Origin of the sequence: Streptomyces sp. NRRL S-378 (assembly GCF_000720645.1) — a bacterium.
Lineage (GTDB): Bacteria > Actinomycetota > Actinomycetes > Streptomycetales > Streptomycetaceae > Streptomyces.
Map to the genome: position 1 here is coordinate 73,085 of NZ_JOBX01000024.1, position 22,275 is coordinate 95,359.

Consider the following 22,275-nt stretch of genomic DNA (forward strand, 5'->3'; position numbering starts at 1 on the left):
GGCTGCTGCCCGGGCTGCGGGTAGCCGTAGCCGTCGTTTCCTGCCGGGTAGCCGTAGCCGCCGTAGCCGTTCTGGGCGGGCGGCCCCGGCGGGAACCCGTATCCGCCGCTGCCGGGGGCGGGCTCGGGCTGCGGGCTGCTCGGGGGATACGTGCCGTCGGTCATGGCAGGGAGCCTAAGACACACACCCGTGGACGGGTACGGCCCGGTAGCCGCCGGCCCGGCACCCGCCGGCCCCGTACCGGGCCGGCGGCAGCGTGCCCCTCCGTCAGCCCGGTGGCAGCTTCAGGACCGGGAAGCTGCCCGTCGCCGTCGGTGCGTGCTCCGGCAGCCACAGCACCGCGACCGCTCCGGCCGCCGCGCCGACGGGCGTGCCCTCCGGCGTCACCGAGCGGTCCAGTACACCGGGAGCCGCCACGTTGCGGAAGGTCAGCCGGGCGCCCAGCACCCGCGCCTGACCCTCCGCGATGGTCAGCCCCAGCCCGTGCCCCACGCCGGCCCGGTCCGTCGACCCGGTACGGAACCGGCTCGGCCCCTCGCGCAGCAGTGCCTCGGGGAAGCCCGGCCCGTGGTCGCGGACCCGCACCACCCGTCCCTCGACGTCGACCTGGACCGGCGGCCGCCCGTACCGGGCTGCGTTGGCGAGCAGGTTGCCCAGGATCCGCTCCAGCCGGCGGGGGTCGGTGCTGACGATCTCGTCCGCCACGATCCGTACGGTCGCCTCCGGCATCAGCACCTTCACGCGCCGGCTCACGAACTCGCCCAGCGCCACTTCCTGGAGCTCCGCCCGCTCCGAGGCGCTGTCCAGCCGGGCCACCTCCAGCACGTCCTCGACCAGTGCGCGCAGCGCCTGCGCGCGGTCCCGGACCAGCTCCGTGGGCCGCCCCGGGGGCAGCAGTTCCGCGGCGGTGAGCAGACCCGTCACCGGGGTCCGCAGCTCGTGCGCGATGTCCGCGGTCACCCGCTGCTCGGCCTCCAGCCGCTGCTGCAGGGCATCGGCCATGGCGTCCACGGCCCGTGCGAGGTCGTCCGTCTCGTCGCGGACGACACCGCCGACCGCGTCCCGCACCCGTACGTCGGGATCACCGTGCGCCACCCGCTGCGCGGCGGCGGCAGCCTTGCGCAGCCGGCGCGAGATCTGGCCGCCGATGAGCACGCCGAGCGCCGATCCGCCGATGACGGCGGCGAGTCCGCCGACGACCAGCGCCCGGTCCAGGTCGGGGAGCAGGTCGGCGCTCTCCCGGAACGGCGTGTGCAGCGACAGCACCTGGCCGTTGCCGAGCGGTACGGCGGCCCATACCTCGGGTACCCCGTGCGGGCGCTCCTGGATGTACGTCCCCCGCCGCCCCGACTGCGCCTTCTGCCGCAGTTCGGCGGGCAGTTCGGGATCGTTGAGCTTGGCCCCCATGGGGGGCTTGCGCCCGGCCTCGGCGTTGCGGGAGATGAACTGCACGCGTTCCAGCTGGACTTCGCGCGCGCTCCCCAGCATCGACACGCGGGCGGCGCTGTGCACCACCAGACTCAGCGCGATCGTCACGAGGGCGCCCACGGCGGCGATGGCGAGTGTGATCTTCCAGCGGATCCCCGTGCGGAGGGTGAACCGTCTCATGCTTTCAGCTTGTATCCGAAGCCCCGGACCGTTTCGATGCGGTCCTGCCCGATCTTGGTGCGCAGCCGCTGGACGTGGACGTCCACGACGCGGGTGTCGCCGCCCCAGTCGTAGTCCCACACCCGCTCCAGGAGCCGGTCGCGCGACAGGACGGTGCCGGGTGCGGAGGAGAACTCCAGCAGCAGCCGCATCTCCGTCGGCGTCAGCGCCACGTTGGCGCCCGACCTGCGGACCTCCATGCCCTCGGTGTCCACTTCCAGGTCGCCGAAGGAGAGCACCCCGCGTTCGCCGTCCGGGCCGTGGTCGGGGGCGCCCGCGCCGCCGTTCTGCGCGCCGCCGGAGTGGTCGAAGCGGCGCAGCACGGCGCGGATCCGGGCGACGAGCACGGATCCGTCGAAGGGCTTGGTGACGTAGTCGTCGGCGCCCGCCTCCAGACCCAGCACCACGTCGATGGAGTCGGCGCGCGCCGACAGCATGATGACGGGGACGGTGGACTCGTCGCGGATGCGGCGGCACAGGCTCACGCCGTCCATGCCCGGCACCATCACGTCCAGCAGGGCGATGTCGGGCCGGCGCGCGCGGAAGGACTCGAGGCCGGACAGGCCGTCGGGCATGGCCGTGACCACGAACCCGTCGCGCTCCAGCGCCAGGGTCGTGGCCTCACGGATGACGTCGTCGTCCTCCACGAACAGGACATGGGTCTCGGCCATGCGCAAGCCTCGCCTCGTTCTTCTTGCTCAGTGCTCAGTTCTTCTGACTCGTCGCCGGGGCCGGCTGCACGCCGCCGTCGACCACGTTGCTGTACTCCGAGTGCACCCGGTCCTGCTCGGTGAACTTCTCCCCGTTCCAGCGGTACGTGATCACGTCCTCGCCCGACGGATAGGCGAGCGTGTCGCTCTTTCCGTAGACCTGCTTCGTGACCACCAGGTCGCCCCGGTCGATCTCCGCGTAGACGGGTGGCTGTTCGTCCGAGAACACATTCTCGTACGAGCCGCCGTCCGCCCGGTACACGTAGGAGCCGCGGCCCAGGGCGTCGGCGCAGGAGAGGACGTTCACGACGATGTCCGTCACCGGGCCGCCGGTGACCCTCCCGTAACTCACGTCCACCGGGTACTCCTTGCCCGTGCAGGGCTTGAGGCCCCGCTTGACCTCGGAGCTGACCTTCGGGTCCGCCATGATCAGCGCGACCGGGTCCACCTTCTTCAGGGGCGTGCCGGATGCGGACGACGAGACCGAGGAGGACTCGGAGGACGAGCCGGACGGCGTGGTCCTGGCGACGGTGTCGGTACGGGCGGGGCCGCCGTCGCGCAGGCCGGTGCCGCCGGTGGCGCAACCGACCGCGAACACGGCTGTGCCGACGAGGACGATCGTCCCCGCCGACACCAGCACCAGACTGCCCCTTCCCCCGAACGAGGGGGGAGAGCTCCTGCCGTTCAGATCTTGGCCGTTCAGGCCGCGCACCGCTCACGCCCCTCGTACCGCACGGTGTGGTCACCGCGCTCCAGCGCACGCATGTCCAGGTCCCGGCTCTCCAGCTCCTGCCGGAGGCGGGCCAGGGCGCGGTGCAGAGTGCTCTTCACGGTTCCCGCCGACATTCCGAGCGCCGCGGCCGTCTCCTCGGTGCTCATCTGCTCCCAGTGTCGCAGGACGACCACACTGCGCTGCTTGGGCGCGAGCACCTTGAGGATGTCCATCAGCAGGGCGCGGTCGGCGCGCTGGTCGGAGCCGTCCTCGACGGACGCGTCCGGGAGCTGCTCGGTGGGGACCTCTTCGAGCTTGCGGGCGCGCCACCACTCGGTACGAGTGTTGATCATGACGCGGCGGAGGTAGGCGTCGGCCAGCGACTTGTCCGCGATCCCGTCCCAGCGGCCGTAGGTGCGCACGAGGGCCGTCTGGAGCAGGTCCTGGGCGTCGGTGGGGTCCGGGACCAGGCGCCGCGCACTGCGCAGCAGGGCGTCCTGCCGGGTGCGTACGTACTCTTCGAACCCGAGCACCTCGCCATGCGCCTGCGCCATTTCAGACCGCCTCCGTTCCCGTCCGACCGCTCCACCGCTGTCTTACGGGGACGACGGTACGGAGGGGTTGTCACGGGCCTGTGCGAGCCAGCCTTCGGTGGGAGCACGGACACCCATAGGTTGTGTAACAGTGCCCTGAGCTGCGGTTTCCAGGCAACAAGCGGAATTGCTGACTCAGCTTCAGTGGTGGCTACGGGCGGTGGCGGGCCGGTGCACGGTCCGTTTCCGAACCGTCGCGGTCCGGTCGCGCACCCTCCCCGGCCCGCCGCCCGTCACGCCTGCGGCCGGCTCTGCGGGAGCCGGTAGAGGCCGCCGTCGAGGGGTTCCACCAGCCCGTCGGAGACCAGTCCGTCGAGAGCGCGGGCCCGTTGCACCGGCTCGTTCCACACCGTGTCGAGCACGGCCTGCGGCACAGGGCCCACCGCCTCGCGCAGGACGGCCAGCAGCTTGCCGCGCACCTGCCGGTCGGTCCCGGCGTACGTCTGGCCGCGCCGCGGCGGCCCGTCGTGCGCCGGCTTCCCGGCCAGGCGCCACGCGCACAGCCCGGCCACCGGGCAGCGCGCGCAGTCAGGGTTCTTCGCGGTGCACACGAGCGCGCCGAGTTCCATCGAGGCCGCCGCCCAGCGGGCCGCGGTGCTCTCGTCCTCGGGCAGCAGCTCGCGGGCCAGGCGCCGCTCGGCGGCCGTGGTCGCGTTCGGCGGGTACTCGACCCCGGTGGCGGCGCGCGCGAAGACCCGCCGGACGTTGGTGTCGAGGACGGCGTGCCGCTGCCCGTACGCGAAGGAGGCCACCGCGGCGGCCGTGTACTCGCCCACCCCGGGCAGCGCCAGGAGCTGCGCGTGCTCCTGCGGTACGTCGCCCCCGTGCCGCTCCGTTATCGCGGCGGCCGCGCCGTGCAACCGCAGGGCCCGGCGCGGGTAGCCGAGCCGTCCCCAGGCCCGTACGGCCTCACCGGGGGCCTCGGCGGCCAGGTCGGCGGGGCGGGGCCAGCGGGCGAGCCACTGCTCGTAGACCGGCAGGACCCGGCTGACCGGGGTCTGCTGGAGCATGAACTCACTGACCATGACGCCCCAGGGGCCGGACTCGGGGCGGCGCCAGGGCAGGTCGCGGGCGTGCTCGTCGAACCACGAGATGACGGGCGAGTGCAGCGCGTGGGCGGAGTCGGCGGAGACGTCGCGACGTGCGTCGCGGGACGCGTCGTCGGTCACGGCGTCGGTCGTGGGGTCGGTCATGTCGTGGGAGGGAGAGGGGGATGCAGTCATGGCATACGGCATCCTGGCACGTTTCGGACCTCGGGGGAGGACGCGTCGGCCGGTCCCGGCCCGGTCAGCAGCACGACCGCCCGGATCCGGCCCGCCCGCACCGCGCGGACGGCGGAGGCGGCCGGACCGGTGAGAACGAGGACGAGCAGGGCGGCGACCGCCCCGCCCAGCAGCAGGCCCAGCGCCACGTCGTGCGGGTAGTGGACACCGACGAAGACGCGGGAGAAGGCCATCAGCAGTGCGAGCGGCACCACCAGCGGCGCGAGCCGGCGAGCGGCCATGACCAGGGCCACGGCGGCGGCGCCCGCGATGGTCGCGTGGTTGCTGGGGAAGGACCCGTCGCCGGGCGGCGGGCAGCCCACCAGGGAGGCCGCCGCGCCGCCGACGGCGCGGCACGGACGCTCCTCGTCCACGACGGACTTCACCGTCTCCGACACGACGTACGCGGCGGCGGTGGCCACCGGCGCGAGGAGGGCGAGTGCCACCGCCCGGGCACCGGCACGGCCGCGCGCCCGCCACCAGACGGCGGCGGAGAGCACCCCGAAGAGCAGCAGGCCGTATCCCGTCCACACCTCGGCCGTCCACTGCACCCACACGGGTGTGGAGCGGGCGAAGCCGGTGACGACGCGGTACAGGCCGGAGGTGTCCATGGTCACTGAACGTACTGAAACCGGATTAATCTCCATGTCAGCCCTTTGGCCGGTTCTCAGCGCCTCCGCCTGGGCCCGCAGGATGATCATCGGCAAATCAAGTCCGTTGCGCGGCATGTGGGGCACTGATCGCGTCGCGAACTCTCGTAAAGTTCCCTCCGTGGGATCTCTGCGCAATCCGGTCGGGCCGCTCCCCTCCTCCATCTACTGGCGACGGAGGGCTGTGCTGGCGTCCGTCGTCGCGCTCCTCGCGCTCCTCGCAGTATGGACCGTCAGTTCCGGTGGGGGGAGGACGAGTACGAACGGAAAGGGCGAGGGCGGCCCCGATCCCGTCACCTCGATCACCCCGGGCCCGTCCGGTACGGGCCCCGCCATCAGCGCCGCCCCCGGCGGGCGCGCCGAATCCGGCGGCAGCGGGTCGGCAGGCTCCGGGGGCGGCTCCGGCGGCGGAGCCGGCAAGAACGGCGAACCGGGCAACGGCACCGGCGCGGGCGGCGGTTCGGGCTCCGCGAGCGGTGGCGGCGCGGGCGGCCCGGCGGCGGTCCCGGCGGACTCCCCGCTCCCCACGTGCGCGACGAGCGCGCTCCAGTGGGAGGTCAAGAGCGCGAAGAACGAGTACGAGGCGAACGAGAAGCCCCGCCTCGAACTGGTCGCCCGCAACATCTCCGGAACCACCTGCAAGGTCGATCTCGGCCCGAAGCAGGCGGTCATGACCATCCTTCAGGCGAGCAGCAACAAGGCGGTGTGGTCCTCTGCGGACTGCCCGACGGGCGCGGGCAACGCCTTCTTCCGCCTCCCGGCCCAGGGCGAGACGAAGCACGCGCTCGACTGGGACCGCAAGTTCAGCGCGGCCGACCAGTGCCAGACGCCTCCTGCGGGGACCGCCGCTCCGGACACCTACGTGGTCGAGGTCAAGTCCCCCGGCATGCCGGTCGCCCGCACCTCATTCGTCCTCAAGCAGAACTGAACTCCGGCTCCGCCTTCAGCCCGGCCGGCGTTCGAGGCGCGGAGTCCGGGGGCGGCGCCCCCGGCAGCGGCGCGCACGCCGAACGGGCACAGGGGCCCGGGTGCGTCGGCCGAGCGGAGCCGCAGGCTAGACGTACCGCTCCAGGATCGACGACTCCGCCAGACGGGACAGGCCCTCGCGGACACTGCGCGCACGGGCCTCGCCCACGCCGTCCACCGTCTGCAGGTCGTCGACGCTCGCGGCGAGCAGCTTCTGCAGACCGCCGAAGTGCTCCACCAGCCGCTCGATGATCGCGCCCGGCAGCCTCGGCACCTTCGCCAGCAGCCGGTAGCCGCGCGGCGACACCGCCGAGTCCAGCGTCTCGGGCGAGCCCGTGTACCCCAGCGCCCGCGCCACGATGGGCAGTTCCAGCAGCTCCGGGTGGGTCAGCGCGTCCAGCTCCGCCAGCGCCTCGTCCACCGTGCGGGAACGCTTCGCCGTCGGCTCGGGCACGTAGTCCCGGATGACCAGCTCCCGCTCCTGCTCGATCCCCACCGTCAGCTCGTCCAGCTGGAGGGACAGCAGTCGCCCGTCCGTGCCCAGTTCGACCACGTACTCGGCGATCTCGGTCGCGATCCGGCGGACCATTTCCAGCCGCTGCGCGACCGCCGTCACGTCGCGCACCGTGACCAGGTCCTCGATCTCCAGCGCCGACAGCGTGCCCGCGACCTCGTCGAGGCGCAGCTTGTACCGCTCCAGCGTGGCCAGCGCCTGGTTCGCCCGCGACAGGATCGCCCCGGACTCTTCCAGGACCCGCCGCTCCCCGTCCACGTACAACGCGATGAGCCGCATCGACTGTGACACCGACACCACCGGGAAGCCGCACTGCTTCGACACGCGGTCGGCCGTACGGTGGCGGGTGCCCGTCTCCTCCGTGGGGATCGACGCGTCCGGCACGAGCTGCACGCCGGCCCGCAGGATCTTGGTGAGGTCCTTGTCGAGGATGAGCGCGCCGTCGAGCTTGCACAGCTCGCGCAGCCGGGTCGCGGTGAACTCCACGTCCAGGACGAAGCCGCCCGTGCACATCGCCTCGACGGCCTTGTCCATGCCGAGGACGATCAGGCCGCCGGTGTTGCCGCGGACGATCCGCTCAAGGCCGTCGCGCAGGGGCTGACCAGGTGCGACCGCGCTCAGCGAGGCGCGCATGAGCGCGTCGTGCTTGGAGCTCGCGCCGGACTTCCCGGGTGCTGATGCCCCGTCCTTGGCTGCCACTGCACTCCTCCGGTCGCGGGTTGCGCCGCCGAGCGCGGGGGCACGAGGACGTGCGTACGGCCGGGCGGACCAGCACAAAGTCTACCGGCGCGCGCTGCGGCCCCGCCGTGGCTTGGCCAGCTACGGCCCGGCCGGGGCCCGTACGGACCCCCTGACCAGGGCGGCGACCGGTCGGTCGGCCGGGTCGATCATGACGGTCCGCTCGGTTCGATCATGCTGCCGGTGCGCGGTGCGCGGTGCGCGGTGCGCGGTGCGCGGTGCGCGGTGCGCGGTGCGCGGTGCGCGGTGCGGTTCGCGGGCCGCCCGGTACCGGACCCCTAGTCCGCCGCCGCGGCCCGCTCCTTGGCCTCCCTGGCCGGTGTACGGGAACGGCCGCGCGGCAGCACCCGCAGGGCGTCGCCCATGTCGGCGACCTCCGTGACCTTCATGCCGGGCGGCACCCTGCCCGGATCCGCCGGCACCAGCGCGTGCGTGAAGCCCAGCCGGTGCGCCTCCGCCAGCCGCCGCTGCACGCCCGTCACCCGCCGCACCTCCCCGGCGAGGCCGACCTCCCCGATGGCCACCAGGTTCTTCGGGAGCGGGACGTCACTGGCGGCGGACGCCAGCGCGAGCGCGATCGCCAGGTCCGCGGCCGGCTCGGTCAGCTTCACCCCGCCCACGGTGGCGCTGTAGATGTCGCGCTTGCCGAGCGCCGTGATCCGGCCGCGCTGCTCCAGCACCGCCAGCATCATCGACACGCGCGAGGTCTCCAGGCCCGAGGTGGTCCGCCGGGGGGAGGGGATCTGCGAGTCCACGGTCAGCGCCTGCACCTCGGCGACCAGCGGCCGCTTCCCCTCCAGGGTCACGGTCAGACAGGTCCCCGGAACGGCCTCGGCGCGCCGGGTCAGGAACAGCCCGCTCGGGTCGGCGAGCCCGGTGATCCCCTCGTCGTGCAGCTCGAAGCAGCCGACCTCGTCGGTGGCGCCGTACCGGTTCTTCACGCCGCGCACGAGCCGCAGCCGGGCGTGCCGGTCGCCCTCGAAGCTCAGCACCACGTCGACGAGGTGCTCCAGCAGGCGGGGACCGGCGATGGCCCCGTCCTTGGTGACGTGGCCGACGAGGAGGGTGGCCATGCCCCGCTCCTTCGACGCCCGGATCAGCGCGCCCGCCACCTCGCGCACCTGGGCCATGCCGCCGGGCGCGCCGTCGATCTCGGGGGAGGCGACGGTCTGTACGGAGTCCAGGACGAGGAGGGACGGCTTCACGGCGTCGAGGTGCCCGAGCACCGCCGACAGGTCGGTCTCGGCGGCGAGGTACAGGTGGTCGCTCAGCGCCTTGATGCGGTCGGCCCGCAGCCGCACCTGGCTCGCCGACTCCTCCCCCGTGACGTACAGGGTGCGGTGGGTGTCGCTGGAGGCCTTCGCCGCGACGTCCAGCAGCAGCGTCGACTTGCCCACGCCGGGCTCACCGGCCAGCAGTACGACGGCGCCGGGCACCAGCCCGCCGCCCAGGACGCGGTCCAGCTCGTCCACCCCGGTGCTGCGCGCGGTCGCCGTCCGTCCGTCGACCTGGGCGATCGGCAGCGCCGCGGTCGACACCCGGCCGGCCGCGGTGGTCCGTACGGCGGGCGCGCCCATCTCCTCGACGGTCCCCCAGGCCTGGCACTCGGGACACCTGCCGAGCCACTTGGCCGTGGTCCAGCCGCATTCGGTGCAGCGGTAGGACGGTCGGTCCTTGGCGGATGAACGAGCAGTGCGGGCAGCCATGCCGTTCACGGTAGCCGCCTGCACCGACAGCGCGGGCCGCGGTGCCCCTCGGGGCGCACGGCTCCGGGCGCGGACGGCCCCGGGCCCCCGCCCGTGTCAGGGCCGTCGTCAGTGCACCGCCGATCTGTTCACCCATAAGGGCTAAAACCGGGGAAGGCTTCCAGAGCGCCCCCGGCGCGCCGCCTACGGTCGCCAGGTGAACAGCAGCCACCAGGCCCAACCCTCGCCGCGCACCGGCGCACACCGGGCGCATGGGCGCACGCCTCGCGAAGAGGAGCCGCCGCGCCCCTTCCGGCACGAGCCGTACCTCGACGGCCTGTTCACCTACTGCCTGTCGGTCCTGTGCGACCACGACACCGCGACCGACGTGCTCGGAGACGTCCTCGCCGTGGCGGAGCGGCATCCCGGCCGCTGCCCCGACGAGGGCGACCGGCGCGCCTGGCTCTACGCGCTCGCCCGCTGGGGCTGCCTGCGCCGACTATCGGAGCAGCGGCGCGTTCGGCAGGGAGCGCATTCCGCCCGGCGTGCGCCGGAGCATGCGGGGAGTGACCGTGCGCCGGGGGGCGTGACGGACGACGGCCCGGCCCAGGACGCCCGTCGACAGCTTGACGTCGACGCCTACCGCCGTACCGAGCTGGCCCGGCTCGCGTGGCCGGAGGCCGCGGGGACCACACCCGCGCAGCGCGAGGCGCTCGAACTCGCCGTCCGCCACCGCCTCGCCCTCCCCGAACTCGCCGCGGTCCTCGGCACGCCCCCCGCCGTCGCCCGGGAACTGCTGACCGGCGCCGCCTGCGAGGTCGAGCGCACCCGCGCCGCCCTCGCCGTCGTCGAGACCGGCAGCTGCCCCAGCGTCTCCCAGCTCACCGGCGGGGACGCGGACGGCAACGGCGGCAGCGGCGACGTGCTGCTGTCCAGCACCCTGCGCGCCGAACTCGTCCGGCACGTCGACGACTGCCCCCGGTGCCGGCGCGTCGCCGAACGCGTCGGGGCCGCCGCCCCCTGGCCCGGCTGCGCAGGCGTCGACAACGCCGCACTGCCGCTCGTACCCGCCCCCCGCACCGCGGTCCACGCCGCGATGCTCCGCTCCGGCCGGGGCCGCGGCCGCAGCCCCGGCCCACGCTTCGACCGCACGGGCTTCCCGATGGACCCCAAGGACCGCGCGGCCCGCCGCGACCGGCTGCGGGCCCGGGCGGTCACCACGACCGTCGTGGCCACCGTCGTCGCGGCCCCGGTCCTTGCGCTGTGGGCCTCGTACCGCGGCGAGCAGGGCACCGGCGAACCCGCCGGGAACGGCTCCACCCGTATCTCCGCGAGCGAGACCGAACTCCCGACCGCCCGGATCGACGGCCGCCCGCTGACCGCCTACGAGAACACGGGGAACGCAGCCGCCACCACCGGCGGCCCCGGCTTCGCCGAGAGCAGCGACTCCTCCGACGTCTCCGTCGAAGTGATCAGCAGCGGACCGCCCGCACCCCCCGACCAGGCCGGTGCACCCGGCCGGCTCTCCGTGGCCGCCACCTCGCGGGGCGCCCTCACCCTGCTCACCCTCACCGCCTCGGGCGGCGCCCCCGTGGACTGGCGACTCTGGTCGGACGCGCCCTGGCTGCGCGCGAGCCGCACCGCGGGCACGCTCGCCCCCGGCGAATCGGTCACGCTGCACATCGCCGTCGACCCCGAGTCACAGCCCGTCGGCGCCTGGAGCGCCCGGGTCGGGGTCGACCCGACCGGCGCGGTGGTCTCCATCCGGGGCCGCGGCCGGCCCGCGTCGACGGCGACCCCGCAGCCGGAACCGACGCAGCCCGCGAGCCCGCCGGCGTCACCGGACCAGACCCAGGGGCCGACGCCGACACCGGCCCCGACGGAACCGACGATCCCGCCGCCGTCCCCGACGCCCGCGCCGACCTCGTCGGACGGCGCAGGCGGAACGGTTTCCCCCGCGCCGGACCCCGCTCCGTCGGGCCCGGCGGGGGGCTGACCGGCTCCGCTCACCGGCTTCGCCTGCGGGTCGCCTGCGGGGTTCGCCTGCGCGCTCCGCCTGCGGGCTTCGCTACGGGGCAGGATCCGCGGGGTGCGGAGCCATCGGCAGCAGCGAGGCCAGCCGGGCCTCGCACAGCCGCACGAGCGCCTCGTACCCCTCCTTGCCCATCAGCTCCGTCAGCTCCGCCCGGTACGACACGTACACCGGATCCCCGGCGCCGTGCGCGGACGTCGCCGACGTGCACCACCAGTGCAGGTCGTGGCCACCGGGGCCCCAGCCCCGGCGGTCGTACTCGCCGATCGACACCTGGAGCACCCGGGTGTCGTCGGGCCGGTCGATCCACTCGTACGTCCGGCGGATCGGCAGCTGCCAGCAGACGTCCGGCTTGGTCTCCAGCGGCTCCCGGCCCTCCTTCAGCGCGAGGATGTGCAGCGAGCAGCCCGCCCCGGCGGGGAACCCGGGCCGGTTCAGGAAGATGCACGCTCCGTCCCAGCGACGGGTCTGCTTCTCCCCGTCGTCGTCGTTCTGCGTCCACCCGCTCTCGCTGCCCACGTCGTGGAACTGCCACAGCTCGGGCGTCAGCCGGGCCACGTGCTCCGCGACGCGCTTCTCGTCGTCCTCGTCGGAGAAGTGCGCGCCGAGCGTGCAGCAGCCGTCCGAGGCCCGGCCCGCCTGGATGCCCTGGCAGCCGCTGCCGAAGATGCAGGTCCAGCGCGAGGTCAGCCACGTCAGGTCGCAGCGGAAGACCTGCTCGTCGTCGGCGGGGTCGGGGAACTCCACCCAGGCCCGGGGGAAGTCGAGCCCCTTCTCGTCGGCCACGGCCCTGCCCTTCGCGGGCTTACCGGGCGTGCCGGGCTTGCCGCTCTTGGCGCGCTTGATGCTCGCGCCCTGGTCGTCCTTGCCCGTGTCCTTCTCCGACCGGGTCTTGTTGGCCTTCTTCGTATTTGGCACAAACCCAAGCCTAAGCGCCCCTTACACAACCCCTGAGCGTTCCTCGCAGTAGCGTTTCCCCCTATGAGACTCGGTGTCCTAGATGTGGGTTCGAATACCGTCCATCTGCTGGTGGTGGACGCGCACCCCGGTGCGCGCCCGCAGCCGGCGCACTCGCACAAGGTGGAGATAAGGCTGGCGGAGCTCCTCGACGGCGCCGGCGCCGTCACCCCTGCGGGCGTCGAGCGCCTCCTCTCCGTCATCAACGAGGCGGTACAGGCCGCGGAGGACAAGGGCTGCGAGGACGTCCTCCCCTTCGCCACGAGCGCTGTGCGCGAGGCCACCAACGCGGACGAGGTGCTGGCCCGTGTCAAGATCGAGACGGGCGTCGACCTGCCGGTGCTGAGCGGAGAGGACGAGGCGCGGCTCACCTTCCTCGCCGCGCGCCGCTGGTTCGGCTGGTCCGCCGGGAAGCTGCTGGTCCTGGACATCGGCGGCGGCTCCCTGGAGATCGCGTACGGCATCGACGAGGACCCGGACGCCGCCGTCTCCCTCCCGCTGGGCGCGGGCCGCCTCACCTCGGGCTGGCTCCCCGGCGACCCGCCGGACGCCCTGGACGTCCGGGCGCTGCGGCGGCACGTGCGGACGGAGATCGCGCGGACGGTCCGCGAGTTCAGCCGGTTCGGGGCCCCGGACCACGTGGTGGCGACGTCCAAGACCTTCAAGCAGCTGGCCCGCATCGCGGGCGCCGCCCGCTCGGCGGACGGCCTGTACGTGCAGCGGGACCTCAGCCGCAAGGCCCTGGAGGAGTGGGTCCCGCGCCTGGCCGCGATGACGACGGCCCAGCGTTCCAGCCTCCCGGGCGTCTCGGAGGGCCGGGCGAACCAGCTGCTGGCGGGTGCGCTCGTCGCCGAGGCCACGATGGACCTCTTCGGTGTCGAGGAGCTGGAGATCTGCCCGTGGGCCCTGCGCGAGGGAGTGATCCTGCGCAGGCTGGACCACCTCCCCACCCCGGCGTAGCGGGTACGGGGGCACGCGCGGGCGGGGTCCCCCACCCCCGCGGCCCCGCCCTCCGGGCCAGCGGCTGCCCACCCCCCTCGGGGGCGCGGCGGGGGGAGCTGGAAGGCCCGGCGGTGGTGGCAGGGGGCGGCGGTGTGGTGGGGCGGTGGTCAGAGTGGCGTAGGGGGTTTCCCGTCAGTCCCATCGTCTCTCCGTGTCGTGCCGGTCCCTCAAGGGCGCTCCCTTCGGTCGCGTCGCTGCGCGATGTCGCTGCGCTCCACCCTTGACCGACCGTCCCGCCCCGGAAATCCGAAAGACTGCCGGGAACCCCCCGAAGGAACGGGCCGGGGGAGCAGGAGGAGACAGACGGGGCGGTGCCATGCCCGGGCGGAGCCCGGAGCGCGTCACATCGCTACGCGCTCCCGCCCGACGGCGTCCGCGTCGTGGGCCGGGCATAAGCCGCCACAGATCGCTACGCGGTCCTCCAAGACGGCGTCCGCGAGCCCCTTGGGCTGGACATAAGCCGCCACAGATCGCTACGCGCTCCTCGATTTCGCGACTGCGAGTCGTCCGGGGCTGGGCACAGGTCGCCCCGGATCGCTGCGTGCTCCTCGACAATCTGCCGGGCAGGGGTGGGCTTCGGCTCAGCCGTCGTTTCCCTCAGGTGGGCGGCAGCAGGTCGCTTTCGCTGACGGTGTAGGTCAGTGGGGGGTAGAGAAAGTCCGTTTCGTGGTTCTCGCGGCGCCGTAGGCGGTAGAACTCGCGGCTCTGTTCGTCGTCGGCCGACGTGAGGCGTGCGCCTTGCGGGAGGTACGCGTGTCCGTCGCGAAACCGGAGGAAGGTCTTCGACGTCCGGAACGTCACGCCCAGCCATTGGTTCTCCGGGGCGGGGGCGTCCAGCACGATCTTGTGCTTGAGCCGCCGATTCGAGTCCACGGAGAACATGACCACGCTGTGCTGAGTGAGCGGGATCTCGAACGTGGCGTCGGACTCCTTCGCCTCGAAGATCAGCTTCCGCGGGGGGCTCGCTTCGGGGTGTTGATAGCAGGAGAAGACGGCGATGAAGGAATCGTCGGCCAGATCCAGGGCTTGGTCGGAATGGCTGCCCATGGTCCGGTAGGCGTTCGTGTAGCGCTCGATGAGTGCGTTGTTGAAGCCGACCGGGAGGTCCGCACGTTCCTGGATCTGCAGCGCCAGCCGTTCGTGCACCGCGCGGAAGCGCTGGGTCGGGCTGCTGTATCGCGTGGTGGTGCGCACGAGGGGCGTACCGCGCTCGTCGATCCTCGTGAGCACGGCCCCCCGGCGGCCCTTTCCCAGCTCTTCCCATTGGGCCGACGCGGACAGCTCCGCAAAGAGGTTCTGCTCGATCGGCAGAACGTACGACGAGATCCTAGGCTCGGGGGGCAACGTAGTCTCCCGAGTTCATGCTGAAGAGGAACTGGTCGCCGTAGTCGATGAAGGACGCAGTCCTGTTCTCCTCGGCGTACAGCCTGCGCAGCTCGTCCATGCCCTCAGGGGTCGGCGGGCCCAGCTCCACCAGATCCTGGGCTGTTTTGAGGAACGTCTGTCCGTTCCGGTGGACGGCTTCGGCGCTCGAACAGCGCACCACGTATCCCAGTCGGGTCGGGAGCGCCTCGGCGTTCAGCGTCGAGGGGCGAATCTCGTGCGTATAGAGGCGGTTGGTGGACAGCGGCATGAAGAAGACGGAGCCCGGATAGAGGGTCAGGGCGAACTGAGCGGGCAGCGCGCTGTCGGCCGGCTCCTTGAGGCGGAAGTGGAGCCTGGTCAGCCCGCTCGCGCGCTTCAGGCCGTGGTCGAAGGCGTCGTCCGCCATGGGCTGCAGCTTGTCGAGCCCCTCGTAGAAGGTGCAGAAGGCCATGATGCCGTTGCCGGGCATGTCTTTGGTCTTGTCGGCATGGGCAGATATTTTCGCTTTGGACTGCTTGCGCTCCGCCGTGGCAAGCGTGTTGTGGTAGATCTGCGCGAGAACGTGGTTCAGCGGCGCATGGTTCCGGAATACGGAGGCCGCCTCGCGGTTCAGCGCATCGACGATCTCCGTGTCCGTGGTACGGAACCCCTCGGTCGGCCCCGAGAGATTCGTCGAGCACCGGAGCAGACGGAAATGCAGTGCGTCCCCGTCCTGCGTGACGGGCGTCAGATAGATTCCGCTCCGGTGGGCCGTGCCGGGCTTGTTGGACTCCGTCAGCGACTGGAAGGCGTGCTCCGCCTCGATCCGTCCGAAGTGATCGGCGTCGAGGTCGAAGAAGCGGCGGTAGTACACGCCGGCGCCGTGCACTCGGACGGGAACCCGCCCGCCATCGACGACGGTCCAGGGCCGGTCCGGCCCGCACCCCTGGGACAGCTCGCGGATGACGAACACCCGCGCCGCCGCCCGCAACTGGCGGCCATCGATTCCGGACACGTCGCCACACAGGTAGACGGCCCTGCCCGCGAGATCGGCCGAGGCCAGCTCCTCGGGCGTGATCGTGGCCCCGAAGAAGTCCCTGATCAGGAAGTGGTCGCGCAGCGTCGAAGGCGCAACCAGTATGTTGCCCGCCTCATCGAGGATGGCTTCGGTCCGGTGCATCAAACGGCACCTGCCCTTCACAGAAATGGATGAGTTACTCAAAGCATCGTCCCTCAATCAGCCCCGGACGGACCGCAGTCGCGTGATCGAGAAGCGCGTAGCGATCGGTGGCGGCCTGTGCCCGGCCCCAGAGGCTCGCAGTCGCCGTAGTCGAGGAGCGCGTAGCGATCGATGGCGGTTTGTGACCAGCCCAAGGGGCTCGCAGTCGCCGTCTTGGAGGAGCGCGTAGCGATTGGGGGCGCTCCGGGCTCCGCCCGGGCATGGCACCGCCCCGTCTCTTTCCTCCTGCTCCCCCGGCCCGTTCCTTTGGGGGTTTCCCGGCAGTCTTCGTATGTCCGGGGCGGGACGGTCGGTCAAGGGTGGCCGAAGGCCATCGCGAAGCGACGCGAGGAACGAGCGCCCTTGAGGGGCCGGCCCGAACCGGAGAGACGATGGGACTGACGGGAAACCCCCCTACGCCACTCTGACCACCGCCCGAGCCGCTCCCGCCCCCGCACCACCGCCGCGCCTCACACCCCGATCGAAGTCGACCTTGGCGGGGTTGCGGAAGCGGAGGCAGGCTTTGCCCATGTCGTGGGCCGCCAGGCGGTCCGCGAAGGCGTCCCGGACGTCCGTGCGCATCAGGTAGAAGGAGATGTACTGCTTCTGGTTCGCCCAGGCGATCTCCGCCTCGGTCCCGCCCGGCCGCACGTACACCGGCATGCCGTACGCGATGCCCTCCTCGAAGCCCTCCAGTTCCCTCACGCACAGCTCGCGCAGACGGGCGAGGGCCGGCCTGCGGTCTTCGGGGGCGGCGGAGAGGTAGGCGGCGACGTCCATCAGGCGGCCTGCTTTCCGATCTGGGAGCGGACCGCGCCCATGCTGGCCGCGATGACGAGGGCGATGGCGACGGCGTCGAGCGGCGACAGCGCCTGGCTCAGGACGAGGAAGCCCGCGGTGGCCGCGATGGCCGGCTCCAGGCTCATCAGGATCGCGAAGGTCGGGGCCGGCATCCGCCGCAGGGCGAGGAGTTCGAGGGTGTACGGCAGTACGGAGGACAGGACGGCCACGCCGACGCCCAGCGCCAGGGTGCTCGGGACCAGCAGGTCCGTGCCCGCTTCGAAGACGCCCAGCGGCAGGGAGAGGACGGCGGCGGCCGCCATCGCCAGGGCAAGGCCGTCCGCCTGCGGGAAGCGTCGGCCGGTGCGCGCACTGAACACGATGTACGCCGCCCACATCGCGCCCGCGCCGAGCGCGTAGGCCGCCCCCAGCGGGTCGAGGGAGCCGAAGCCGAGGCCGCCCCCGCCATGCCCGGACAGCAGGGCCACGCCGGCGAGGGCGAGGCCGGCCCAGAGGAAGTTCACCAGCCGCCGTGAGACGACGACCGAGAGGGCGAGCGGCCCGAGGACCTCGAGGGTGACCGCCGGACCGAGCGGGATCCGGTCGATGGCCTGGTAGAAGAGGCCGTTCATACCGGCCATCGCCACGCCGAACGCGGCGACCGTGCCCCAGTCGGAGCGCGTGTACCCGCGCACCTTCGGCCGGCACAGGAGCAGCAGCACGATCGCGGCGGCCGCGAGGCGCAGGGTGACCACGCCCGCCGCACCCGCCCTCGGCATGATCATGACCGCGAGGGCGGCCCCGAACTGGACCGAGACGCCCGCCGAGATCACCAGTGCGACCGGCCCGAAGCGGGACCGTGCCCCCTCGGCTGAGGGGTCGGCGGGGAGTGCGGCGGCGGGGGTGGTCGTCGGGGACGCGGTAGGTGCGGGCATGGGTCCAGCCTAAGCCGCCGTAAGGAGTGTTGCCGCTCCTGCCGCCTTACATCTTCACTAAGGCTGCGTGTCGGGAGCGTCCTCGGTGGCTCTGGCGGCCAGTCCGTCCGCCAGCAGTTCCACGAGGTGACGGGCTCGGACGCCGCCCAGCTGGGCGATCTGGGTCCGGCAGGAGTAGCCGTCGGCCTGGACCAGCGCGTCCGGCGGGGCCGCGCGCAGGGACGGCAGCAGCTGTTCCTCGGCGCAGGCCACCGACACTTCGTGGTGGCCGGGCTCGAAGCCGAAGTTGCCGGCGAGGCCGCAGCAGCCTCCGGCGGGCTCCCCCACGAGTCCGGCGCGCTCGCGCAGCCGGCGGTCCGCCGCGTCGCCGAGGACGGCGTGCTGGTGGCAGTGGGTCTGGCCGACCACCGCGCGGTCGAGGCGGGGCGGCAGCCAGTCCGGGGCGTACTCCTCCAGGGTCTCCGCGACGGTGCGCACGGCTGCCGCCAGGCGGGCCGCGCGCGGATCGTCGGGGAGCAGGGCGGGCAGGTCGGCGCGCAGGGCGGCGGCGCAGCTCGGTTCGAGGACGGTGACGGGCCCGGGGACCTCGCCGAGGGTGTCCAGGGTCCGGCGCAGGACCTTGCGGGCACGGTCGAGGCGGCCGGTGGAGAGGTAGGTCAGGCCGCAGCAGACCAGGCCGCCGCCGCGGGGGAGGGACACGTCCAGGCCGGCCGCCCGGAGCACGCGGAGTGCGGCGTGTCCGACCTCGGGGGCGAGGTACTCCGTGAACGTGTCGGGCCAGAGCGTCACGGCGGCCGCGCCCTCGCCGGCCCCATCCGCCCTGCCTGCCACCGGGCCTGCCGTCGGGGCCGGCGTCGGGCCTGCCACCGGGCCTGGCGTCGGGGCTGGCGTCGGGCCTGCCACCGGGCCTGCCGTCGGACCTGTCACCGCCGCCGCGTCGCGCGTGAACGGCCGTTTCGCGAGTTCCGGCAGGGTCCGTTCCCGGGCCAGGCCCGGTACCGGGAACGGCAGCAGGCGTGCGGCCGCGTTGACGGCGCCCGCCGCTCGGAGTCGGGCGATCAGGCGCAGCCATGCCGGCAGGCCGCCCAGGGTGTAGTGGGCGAGCGGCCGGATCCGGCCGGCCCAGTGGTGGTGCAGGAATTCCGACTTGTACGAGGCCATGTCGACGCCGACCGGGCAGTCGCTGAGGCAGCCCTTGCACCCCAGGCACAGGTCGAGCGCCTCGGCGACCTCCGGGGAGCGCCAGCCACCGGTGACGACCTCCCCCGCGAGCATCTCGTGCAGCAGCCGGGCCCGGCCGCGCGTGGAGTGCTGTTCCTCGCCGGTGACCCGGTAGGAGGGACACATCACGCCCGAGCCACCCGTCCCACCGGGCGGAACCGTCACGCCCGAGCCACCCGGCACACCCGGCACACGCAGCACACCCGTCCCGCCCGGCTCACCCAGCACGCCCGACCCAGCCGTCCCGCCCGGCGCACTCGTCCCACCGGGCGCAGCCGTCCTGCCCAGCACACCCGTCCCGCCCGGCGCAGCCGTTCGGCACTTGGCGACGCCGACGCACCGTGCGACCTCGCCCGCGAACGGGGTGGCCGGGAGGACCGCGAAGCGGAGGTTCTCGTCCAGCCGGGCCGGCCTGACCAGCACGCCCGGGTTCATGCCGCCGGCCGGGTCCCACACGTCCTTGTACGCCCCGAAGAGCCGGACGACGTCCGCGCCGTACATCTTCGGCAGGAGTTCGGCCCGCGCCTGCCCGTCGCCGTGTTCGCCCGACAGGGAGCCGCCGCGGGCCACGACCAGGTCGGCCAGTTCCTCCGAGAAGGTGCGGAAGCGGGCCACGCCGGCGGCCGACGCCAGGTCGAAGTCGATGCGTACGTGCACACAGCCCTCGCCGAAGTGCCCGTACGGGGTGCCCCGCAAGCCGTGCGCGGCCAGCAGGGCCCGGAACTCCCTCAGGTACGCGCCCAGCCGGGCCGGCGGGACCGCGCAGTCCTCCCACCCCGGCCAGGCCATCCGCCCGTCGGGCGCCCTGGTCGCGGTACCCGCGGCGTCCTCGCGGATGCGCCACAGCGCGCGCTGTCCCGCCGGGTCCGTGACGACCAGCGCGTCCAGCGCGTCGGCGCCGCGTACGACGGCCCGTGCCGCGCCCTCGTCCGGCATCTCGACGAACAGCCAGGCCCGGCCCCGGGGCAGTGCCGCACGTGCCGCGTCCGCGCCCGCCGCACCCACCGCGCCCGCCCCGCCCCCGGCCGCACCGACCAGGTCCTCGGCCATGCCCTCGACCGTCAGCGGCCGGTACGGCAGCAGCCCGGCGGCCGCGTCCGCGGCCGCGCTCTCGTCGGCGTACCCGAGGACGGCCAGAGCGGGCGCGGGCGGCAGTTCCACGAGGCGCACCACGGCCTCGGTGACCACCCCGAGGGTGCCTTCGCTGCCGCAGAAGGCCTGCGCGAGCCGCACGCCGCGTTCCGGGAGCAGTGCGTCCAGCCCGCCGTAGCCGGAGATCCGCCGCGAGAAGCGGGGTGGCATGCCGGTGCGCAGCAGGCCGAGGTGCGCGCCGACCAGTTCCCGCAGGCCGTCGGGGGCGCCCGCCCAGCCCGTGCCGATGCGGTGGGCGGTGCCCGCGTACGTGGTCACGGCGAGCTCGGTGACGTTGTCGGCGGTGGTTCCCCAGGCCACGGAGTGGGCGCCGCACGCGTTGTTGCCGATCATGCCGCCGAGGGTGCAGCGGGAGTGGGTGGAGGGGTCGGGTCCGAAGGTCAGTCCGTACGGGCGCACCGCGTCCCGGAGCCGGTCGAGGACGAGGCCGGGCTGGACGACGGCGGTGCGGGCGGCGGGGTCCACGGACAGGAGGCCGTTCATGTGCCGGGTGAGGTCGAGGACCACGCCCGTGCCCGTGGCCTGCCCGGCGATGGAGGTGCCGCCGCCGCGCGGGACGACGGGGACGCCGGCCTCGGCGCACACGTGCAGGGCGGCCGCGACGTCGTCGGCGTCGCGCGGGGCCACGACGCCGAGGGGGACGCGGCGGTAGTTGGAGGCGTCCATGGTCACGAGGGCGCGTGCCGCGGCGCCGAAATCGACGTCTCCGCGCAGCTCGGCCCGCAATGTCCGCTCGACTTCACCAGGTGTCGTCACGGCGCCCAGCCTGCCACCGCCGCGCCGCGTCTCATCGGGTGGACGCGCGTCCGGAGCGCGGACCGGGACCCGATACGCTCCGCTCGTGGCTGAGATCCAGATTCCCGCTGACATCAAGCCCGCCGACGGACGCTTCGGCGCGGGCCCCTCCAAGGTGCGGACCGAGGCGCTGGACGCCCTCGCCGCCACCGGTACCTCCCTGCTCGGAACCTCACACCGCCAGGCCCCGGTCAAGAACCTGGTCGGATCGGTGCGCCAGGGCCTCCGGGACCTCTTCTCGCTCCCCGAGGGTTACGAGGTGATCCTGGGCAACGGCGGCTCCACCGCCTTCTGGGACATCGCGACCGCCGGTCTGATCGAGCGGAAGTCCCAGCACCTGACCTTCGGCGAGTTCTCCTCGAAGTTCGCCAAGGCCGCGAAGCTCGCGCCGTGGCTGGACGAGCCGTCCGTGATCTCCTCCGAGCCGGGCACGCACCCCGAGCCGGTGGCCGAGGCGGGCGTGGACGTGTACGCGTACACGCACAACGAGACCTCGACGGGTGTCGCGGCGCCGATCAAGCGCGTCGCGGGCGCGGACGCCGGGTCCCTCGTTCTGGTGGACGCGACCTCGGGTGCCGGCGGTCTGCCGGTGGACATCACCGAGACGGACGTCTACTACTTCGCGCCGCAGAAGTCCTTCGCCTCCGACGGCGGCCTGTGGCTGGCGGCGTTCTCCCCGGCGGCCCTGGAGCGCGCGGCACGCGTGCACGCGTCGGGGCGGCACATCCCGGAGTTCTTCTCGCTGCCGACGGCGATCGACAACTCGCTGAAGAACCAGACGTACAACACCCCTGCGCTGGCCACGCTCTTCCTGCTGGACCAGCAGCTCGAGTGGATGAACAGCCAGGGCGGCCTGGAGTTCACCACGGGCCGTACGGCGGCCAGTGCGCGCAACCTGTACGGCTGGGCGGAGGCGTCGAAGTACGCGACGCCGTTCGTCGCCGACGCCGACAAGCGTTCCGCGGTCATCGGCACGATCGACTTCTCGGACGACATCGACGCGGCGGCGGTCGCGAAGGTGCTGCGCGCCAACGGGATCGTGGACACCGAGCCGTACCGCAAGCTGGGCCGCAACCAGCTGCGCATCGCGATGTTCCCGGCGATCGACCCGGCGGACGTGCAGGCGCTGACGGCCTGCATCGACTACGTGATCGAGAAGCTCTGACCGTCGTCCGTCCGGTACTGCCGAAGCCCCCGGTGACTCGTCGTCGCCGGGGGTCTCGGCTTTCCGGTGCCGGCTCCGCTTTCCGGTGCCGGCTCCGGCACCGGCGTGGTGCGGGGACCTTGGTCCCCACACCCGAGCTGCGGCTCATCGCCTGCGGCGCCACCCTCACGAAGGACCGCCACCGGGACTCCGACGT

Annotated in this window: 18 protein-coding genes; 4 read left to right on the forward strand and 14 right to left on the reverse strand. The window is 73.2% G+C overall.

Going from position 1 to position 22,275, the window contains the following annotated elements; genetic code table 11:
- Nucleotides 1-267 precede the first annotated feature (267 nt).
- The 6 genes from cseC to IH80_RS39460 form a co-directional block, all read right to left on the reverse strand.
- On the reverse strand, nucleotides 268-1,608 hold the full coding sequence (gene cseC, locus IH80_RS0118565; RefSeq protein WP_030961788.1) for a two-component system sensor histidine kinase CseC: 1,341 nt from the start codon (nucleotides 1,606-1,608) through the stop codon (nucleotides 268-270).
- Nucleotides 1,605-2,318, reverse strand: a complete 714-nt coding sequence (gene cseB / locus IH80_RS0118570; protein WP_030961789.1) for a two-component system response regulator CseB — start codon at nucleotides 2,316-2,318, stop codon at nucleotides 1,605-1,607. Before cseB ends, cseC begins: the two co-directional genes overlap by 4 nt.
- A 34-nt stretch (nucleotides 2,319-2,352) precedes the next feature.
- Complete coding sequence (locus IH80_RS0118575; protein WP_030961791.1) at nucleotides 2,353-2,991, reverse strand: hypothetical protein; 639 nt, start codon at nucleotides 2,989-2,991, stop codon at nucleotides 2,353-2,355.
- Nucleotides 2,992-3,056: 65 nt separating this feature from the next.
- Nucleotides 3,057-3,623, reverse strand: coding sequence for a SigE family RNA polymerase sigma factor (locus IH80_RS0118580; RefSeq protein WP_030961792.1), 567 nt, complete (start codon nucleotides 3,621-3,623; stop codon nucleotides 3,057-3,059).
- A gap of 272 nt (nucleotides 3,624-3,895) precedes the next feature.
- Entirely contained in the window at nucleotides 3,896-4,885 is a 990-nt protein-coding gene (locus IH80_RS0118585; protein ID WP_078906609.1) for an A/G-specific adenine glycosylase, read from the reverse strand.
- Entirely contained in the window at nucleotides 4,882-5,571 is a 690-nt protein-coding gene (locus IH80_RS39460; RefSeq protein WP_051809545.1) for a phosphatase PAP2 family protein, read from the reverse strand. The genes IH80_RS0118585 and IH80_RS39460 overlap by 4 nt, the downstream gene beginning before the upstream one ends.
- A gap of 124 nt (nucleotides 5,572-5,695) precedes the next feature.
- On the opposite strand from IH80_RS39460, the gene IH80_RS0118595 reads away from it, so the two are divergent.
- A complete protein-coding gene (locus tag IH80_RS0118595; RefSeq protein ID WP_030961795.1) occupies nucleotides 5,696-6,502 on the forward strand; it encodes a hypothetical protein in 807 nt (268 codons plus the stop codon).
- A gap of 126 nt (nucleotides 6,503-6,628) precedes the next feature.
- On the opposite strand, the gene disA is transcribed toward IH80_RS0118595, so the two are convergent.
- Together disA and radA are read right to left on the reverse strand one after the other, a co-directional pair.
- Nucleotides 6,629-7,753 carry a DNA integrity scanning diadenylate cyclase DisA gene (gene disA, locus IH80_RS0118600; protein WP_030817598.1) on the reverse strand — a complete coding sequence of 375 codons (1,125 nt, stop codon included), beginning with the start codon at nucleotides 7,751-7,753 and terminating at the stop codon, nucleotides 6,629-6,631.
- 317 nt (nucleotides 7,754-8,070) lie between these two features.
- The gene (gene radA / locus IH80_RS0118605) at nucleotides 8,071-9,498 is read right to left on the reverse strand and encodes a DNA repair protein RadA (RefSeq protein ID WP_030961797.1); all 1,428 of its coding nucleotides are present in this window, start codon (nucleotides 9,496-9,498) and stop codon (nucleotides 8,071-8,073) included.
- Nucleotides 9,499-9,694: 196 nt separating this feature from the next.
- On the opposite strand from radA, the gene IH80_RS0118610 reads away from it, so the two are divergent.
- Nucleotides 9,695-11,473 (forward strand): BACON domain-containing protein, encoded by a 1,779-nt coding sequence (locus IH80_RS0118610; protein ID WP_037880372.1) that lies wholly within the window; start codon nucleotides 9,695-9,697, stop codon nucleotides 11,471-11,473.
- Between the two features lie 72 nt (nucleotides 11,474-11,545).
- Here IH80_RS0118610 and IH80_RS0118615 read toward each other — a convergent pair whose 3' ends face one another.
- Nucleotides 11,546-12,427 carry a hypothetical protein gene (locus IH80_RS0118615; protein ID WP_030961801.1) on the reverse strand — a complete coding sequence of 294 codons (882 nt, stop codon included), beginning with the start codon at nucleotides 12,425-12,427 and terminating at the stop codon, nucleotides 11,546-11,548.
- 63 nt (nucleotides 12,428-12,490) lie between these two features.
- On the opposite strand from IH80_RS0118615, the gene IH80_RS0118620 reads away from it, so the two are divergent.
- The gene (locus tag IH80_RS0118620; RefSeq protein ID WP_030961802.1) at nucleotides 12,491-13,426 is read left to right on the forward strand and encodes a Ppx/GppA phosphatase family protein; all 936 of its coding nucleotides are present in this window, start codon (nucleotides 12,491-12,493) and stop codon (nucleotides 13,424-13,426) included.
- A gap of 639 nt (nucleotides 13,427-14,065) precedes the next feature.
- On the opposite strand, the gene IH80_RS0118630 is transcribed toward IH80_RS0118620, so the two are convergent.
- The 5 genes from IH80_RS0118630 to IH80_RS39465 form a co-directional block, all read right to left on the reverse strand.
- Complete coding sequence (locus IH80_RS0118630) at nucleotides 14,066-14,812, reverse strand: hypothetical protein (protein ID WP_030961803.1); 747 nt, start codon at nucleotides 14,810-14,812, stop codon at nucleotides 14,066-14,068.
- Nucleotides 14,796-15,992 carry a hypothetical protein gene (locus tag IH80_RS0118635; RefSeq protein WP_030961805.1) on the reverse strand — a complete coding sequence of 399 codons (1,197 nt, stop codon included), beginning with the start codon at nucleotides 15,990-15,992 and terminating at the stop codon, nucleotides 14,796-14,798. Before IH80_RS0118635 ends, IH80_RS0118630 begins: the two co-directional genes overlap by 17 nt.
- A 453-nt stretch (nucleotides 15,993-16,445) precedes the next feature.
- A complete protein-coding gene (locus IH80_RS0118640; protein ID WP_030961807.1) occupies nucleotides 16,446-16,811 on the reverse strand; it encodes a DUF1801 domain-containing protein in 366 nt (121 codons plus the stop codon).
- Complete coding sequence (locus IH80_RS0118645) at nucleotides 16,811-17,746, reverse strand: EamA family transporter (protein ID WP_030961808.1); 936 nt, start codon at nucleotides 17,744-17,746, stop codon at nucleotides 16,811-16,813. Before IH80_RS0118645 ends, IH80_RS0118640 begins: the two co-directional genes overlap by 1 nt.
- A 57-nt stretch (nucleotides 17,747-17,803) precedes the next feature.
- Nucleotides 17,804-20,989, reverse strand: a complete 3,186-nt coding sequence (locus tag IH80_RS39465; RefSeq protein ID WP_078906610.1) for an FAD-binding and (Fe-S)-binding domain-containing protein — start codon at nucleotides 20,987-20,989, stop codon at nucleotides 17,804-17,806.
- Between IH80_RS39465 and serC the strand changes: the two genes are divergently transcribed.
- Complete coding sequence (gene serC, locus IH80_RS0118660) at nucleotides 20,961-22,079, forward strand: phosphoserine transaminase (protein ID WP_030961810.1); 1,119 nt, start codon at nucleotides 20,961-20,963, stop codon at nucleotides 22,077-22,079. The two genes, IH80_RS39465 and serC, sit on opposite strands and share 29 nt — an antisense overlap.
- The last annotated feature ends 196 nt before the right edge of the window (nucleotides 22,080-22,275 follow it).

Bases quoted from the DNA above. Each gene is read 5' to 3' on its own strand.
- cseC (WP_030961788.1), bottom strand. From the start codon at position 1,608: ATGAGACGGTTCACCCTCCGCACGGGGATCCGCTGGAAGATCACACTC.
- cseB (WP_030961789.1), bottom strand. From the start codon at position 2,318: ATGGCCGAGACCCATGTCCTGTTCGTGGAGGACGACGACGTCATCCGT.
- IH80_RS0118580 (WP_030961792.1), bottom strand. From the start codon at position 3,623: ATGGCGCAGGCGCATGGCGAGGTGCTCGGGTTCGAAGAGTACGTACGC.
- IH80_RS0118585 (WP_078906609.1), bottom strand. From the start codon at position 4,885: ATGACTGCATCCCCCTCTCCCTCCCACGACATGACCGACCCCACGACC.
- IH80_RS39460 (WP_051809545.1), bottom strand. From the start codon at position 5,571: ATGGAGATTAATCCGGTTTCAGTACGTTCAGTGACCATGGACACCTCC.
- radA (WP_030961797.1), bottom strand. From the start codon at position 9,498: ATGGCTGCCCGCACTGCTCGTTCATCCGCCAAGGACCGACCGTCCTAC.
- IH80_RS0118620 (WP_030961802.1), top strand. From the start codon at position 12,491: ATGAGACTCGGTGTCCTAGATGTGGGTTCGAATACCGTCCATCTGCTG.
- IH80_RS0118635 (WP_030961805.1), bottom strand. From the start codon at position 15,992: ATGCACCGGACCGAAGCCATCCTCGATGAGGCGGGCAACATACTGGTT.
- IH80_RS0118640 (WP_030961807.1), bottom strand. From the start codon at position 16,811: ATGGACGTCGCCGCCTACCTCTCCGCCGCCCCCGAAGACCGCAGGCCG.
- IH80_RS0118645 (WP_030961808.1), bottom strand. From the start codon at position 17,746: ATGCCCGCACCTACCGCGTCCCCGACGACCACCCCCGCCGCCGCACTC.
- IH80_RS39465 (WP_078906610.1), bottom strand. From the start codon at position 20,989: ATGTCAGCGGGAATCTGGATCTCAGCCACGAGCGGAGCGTATCGGGTC.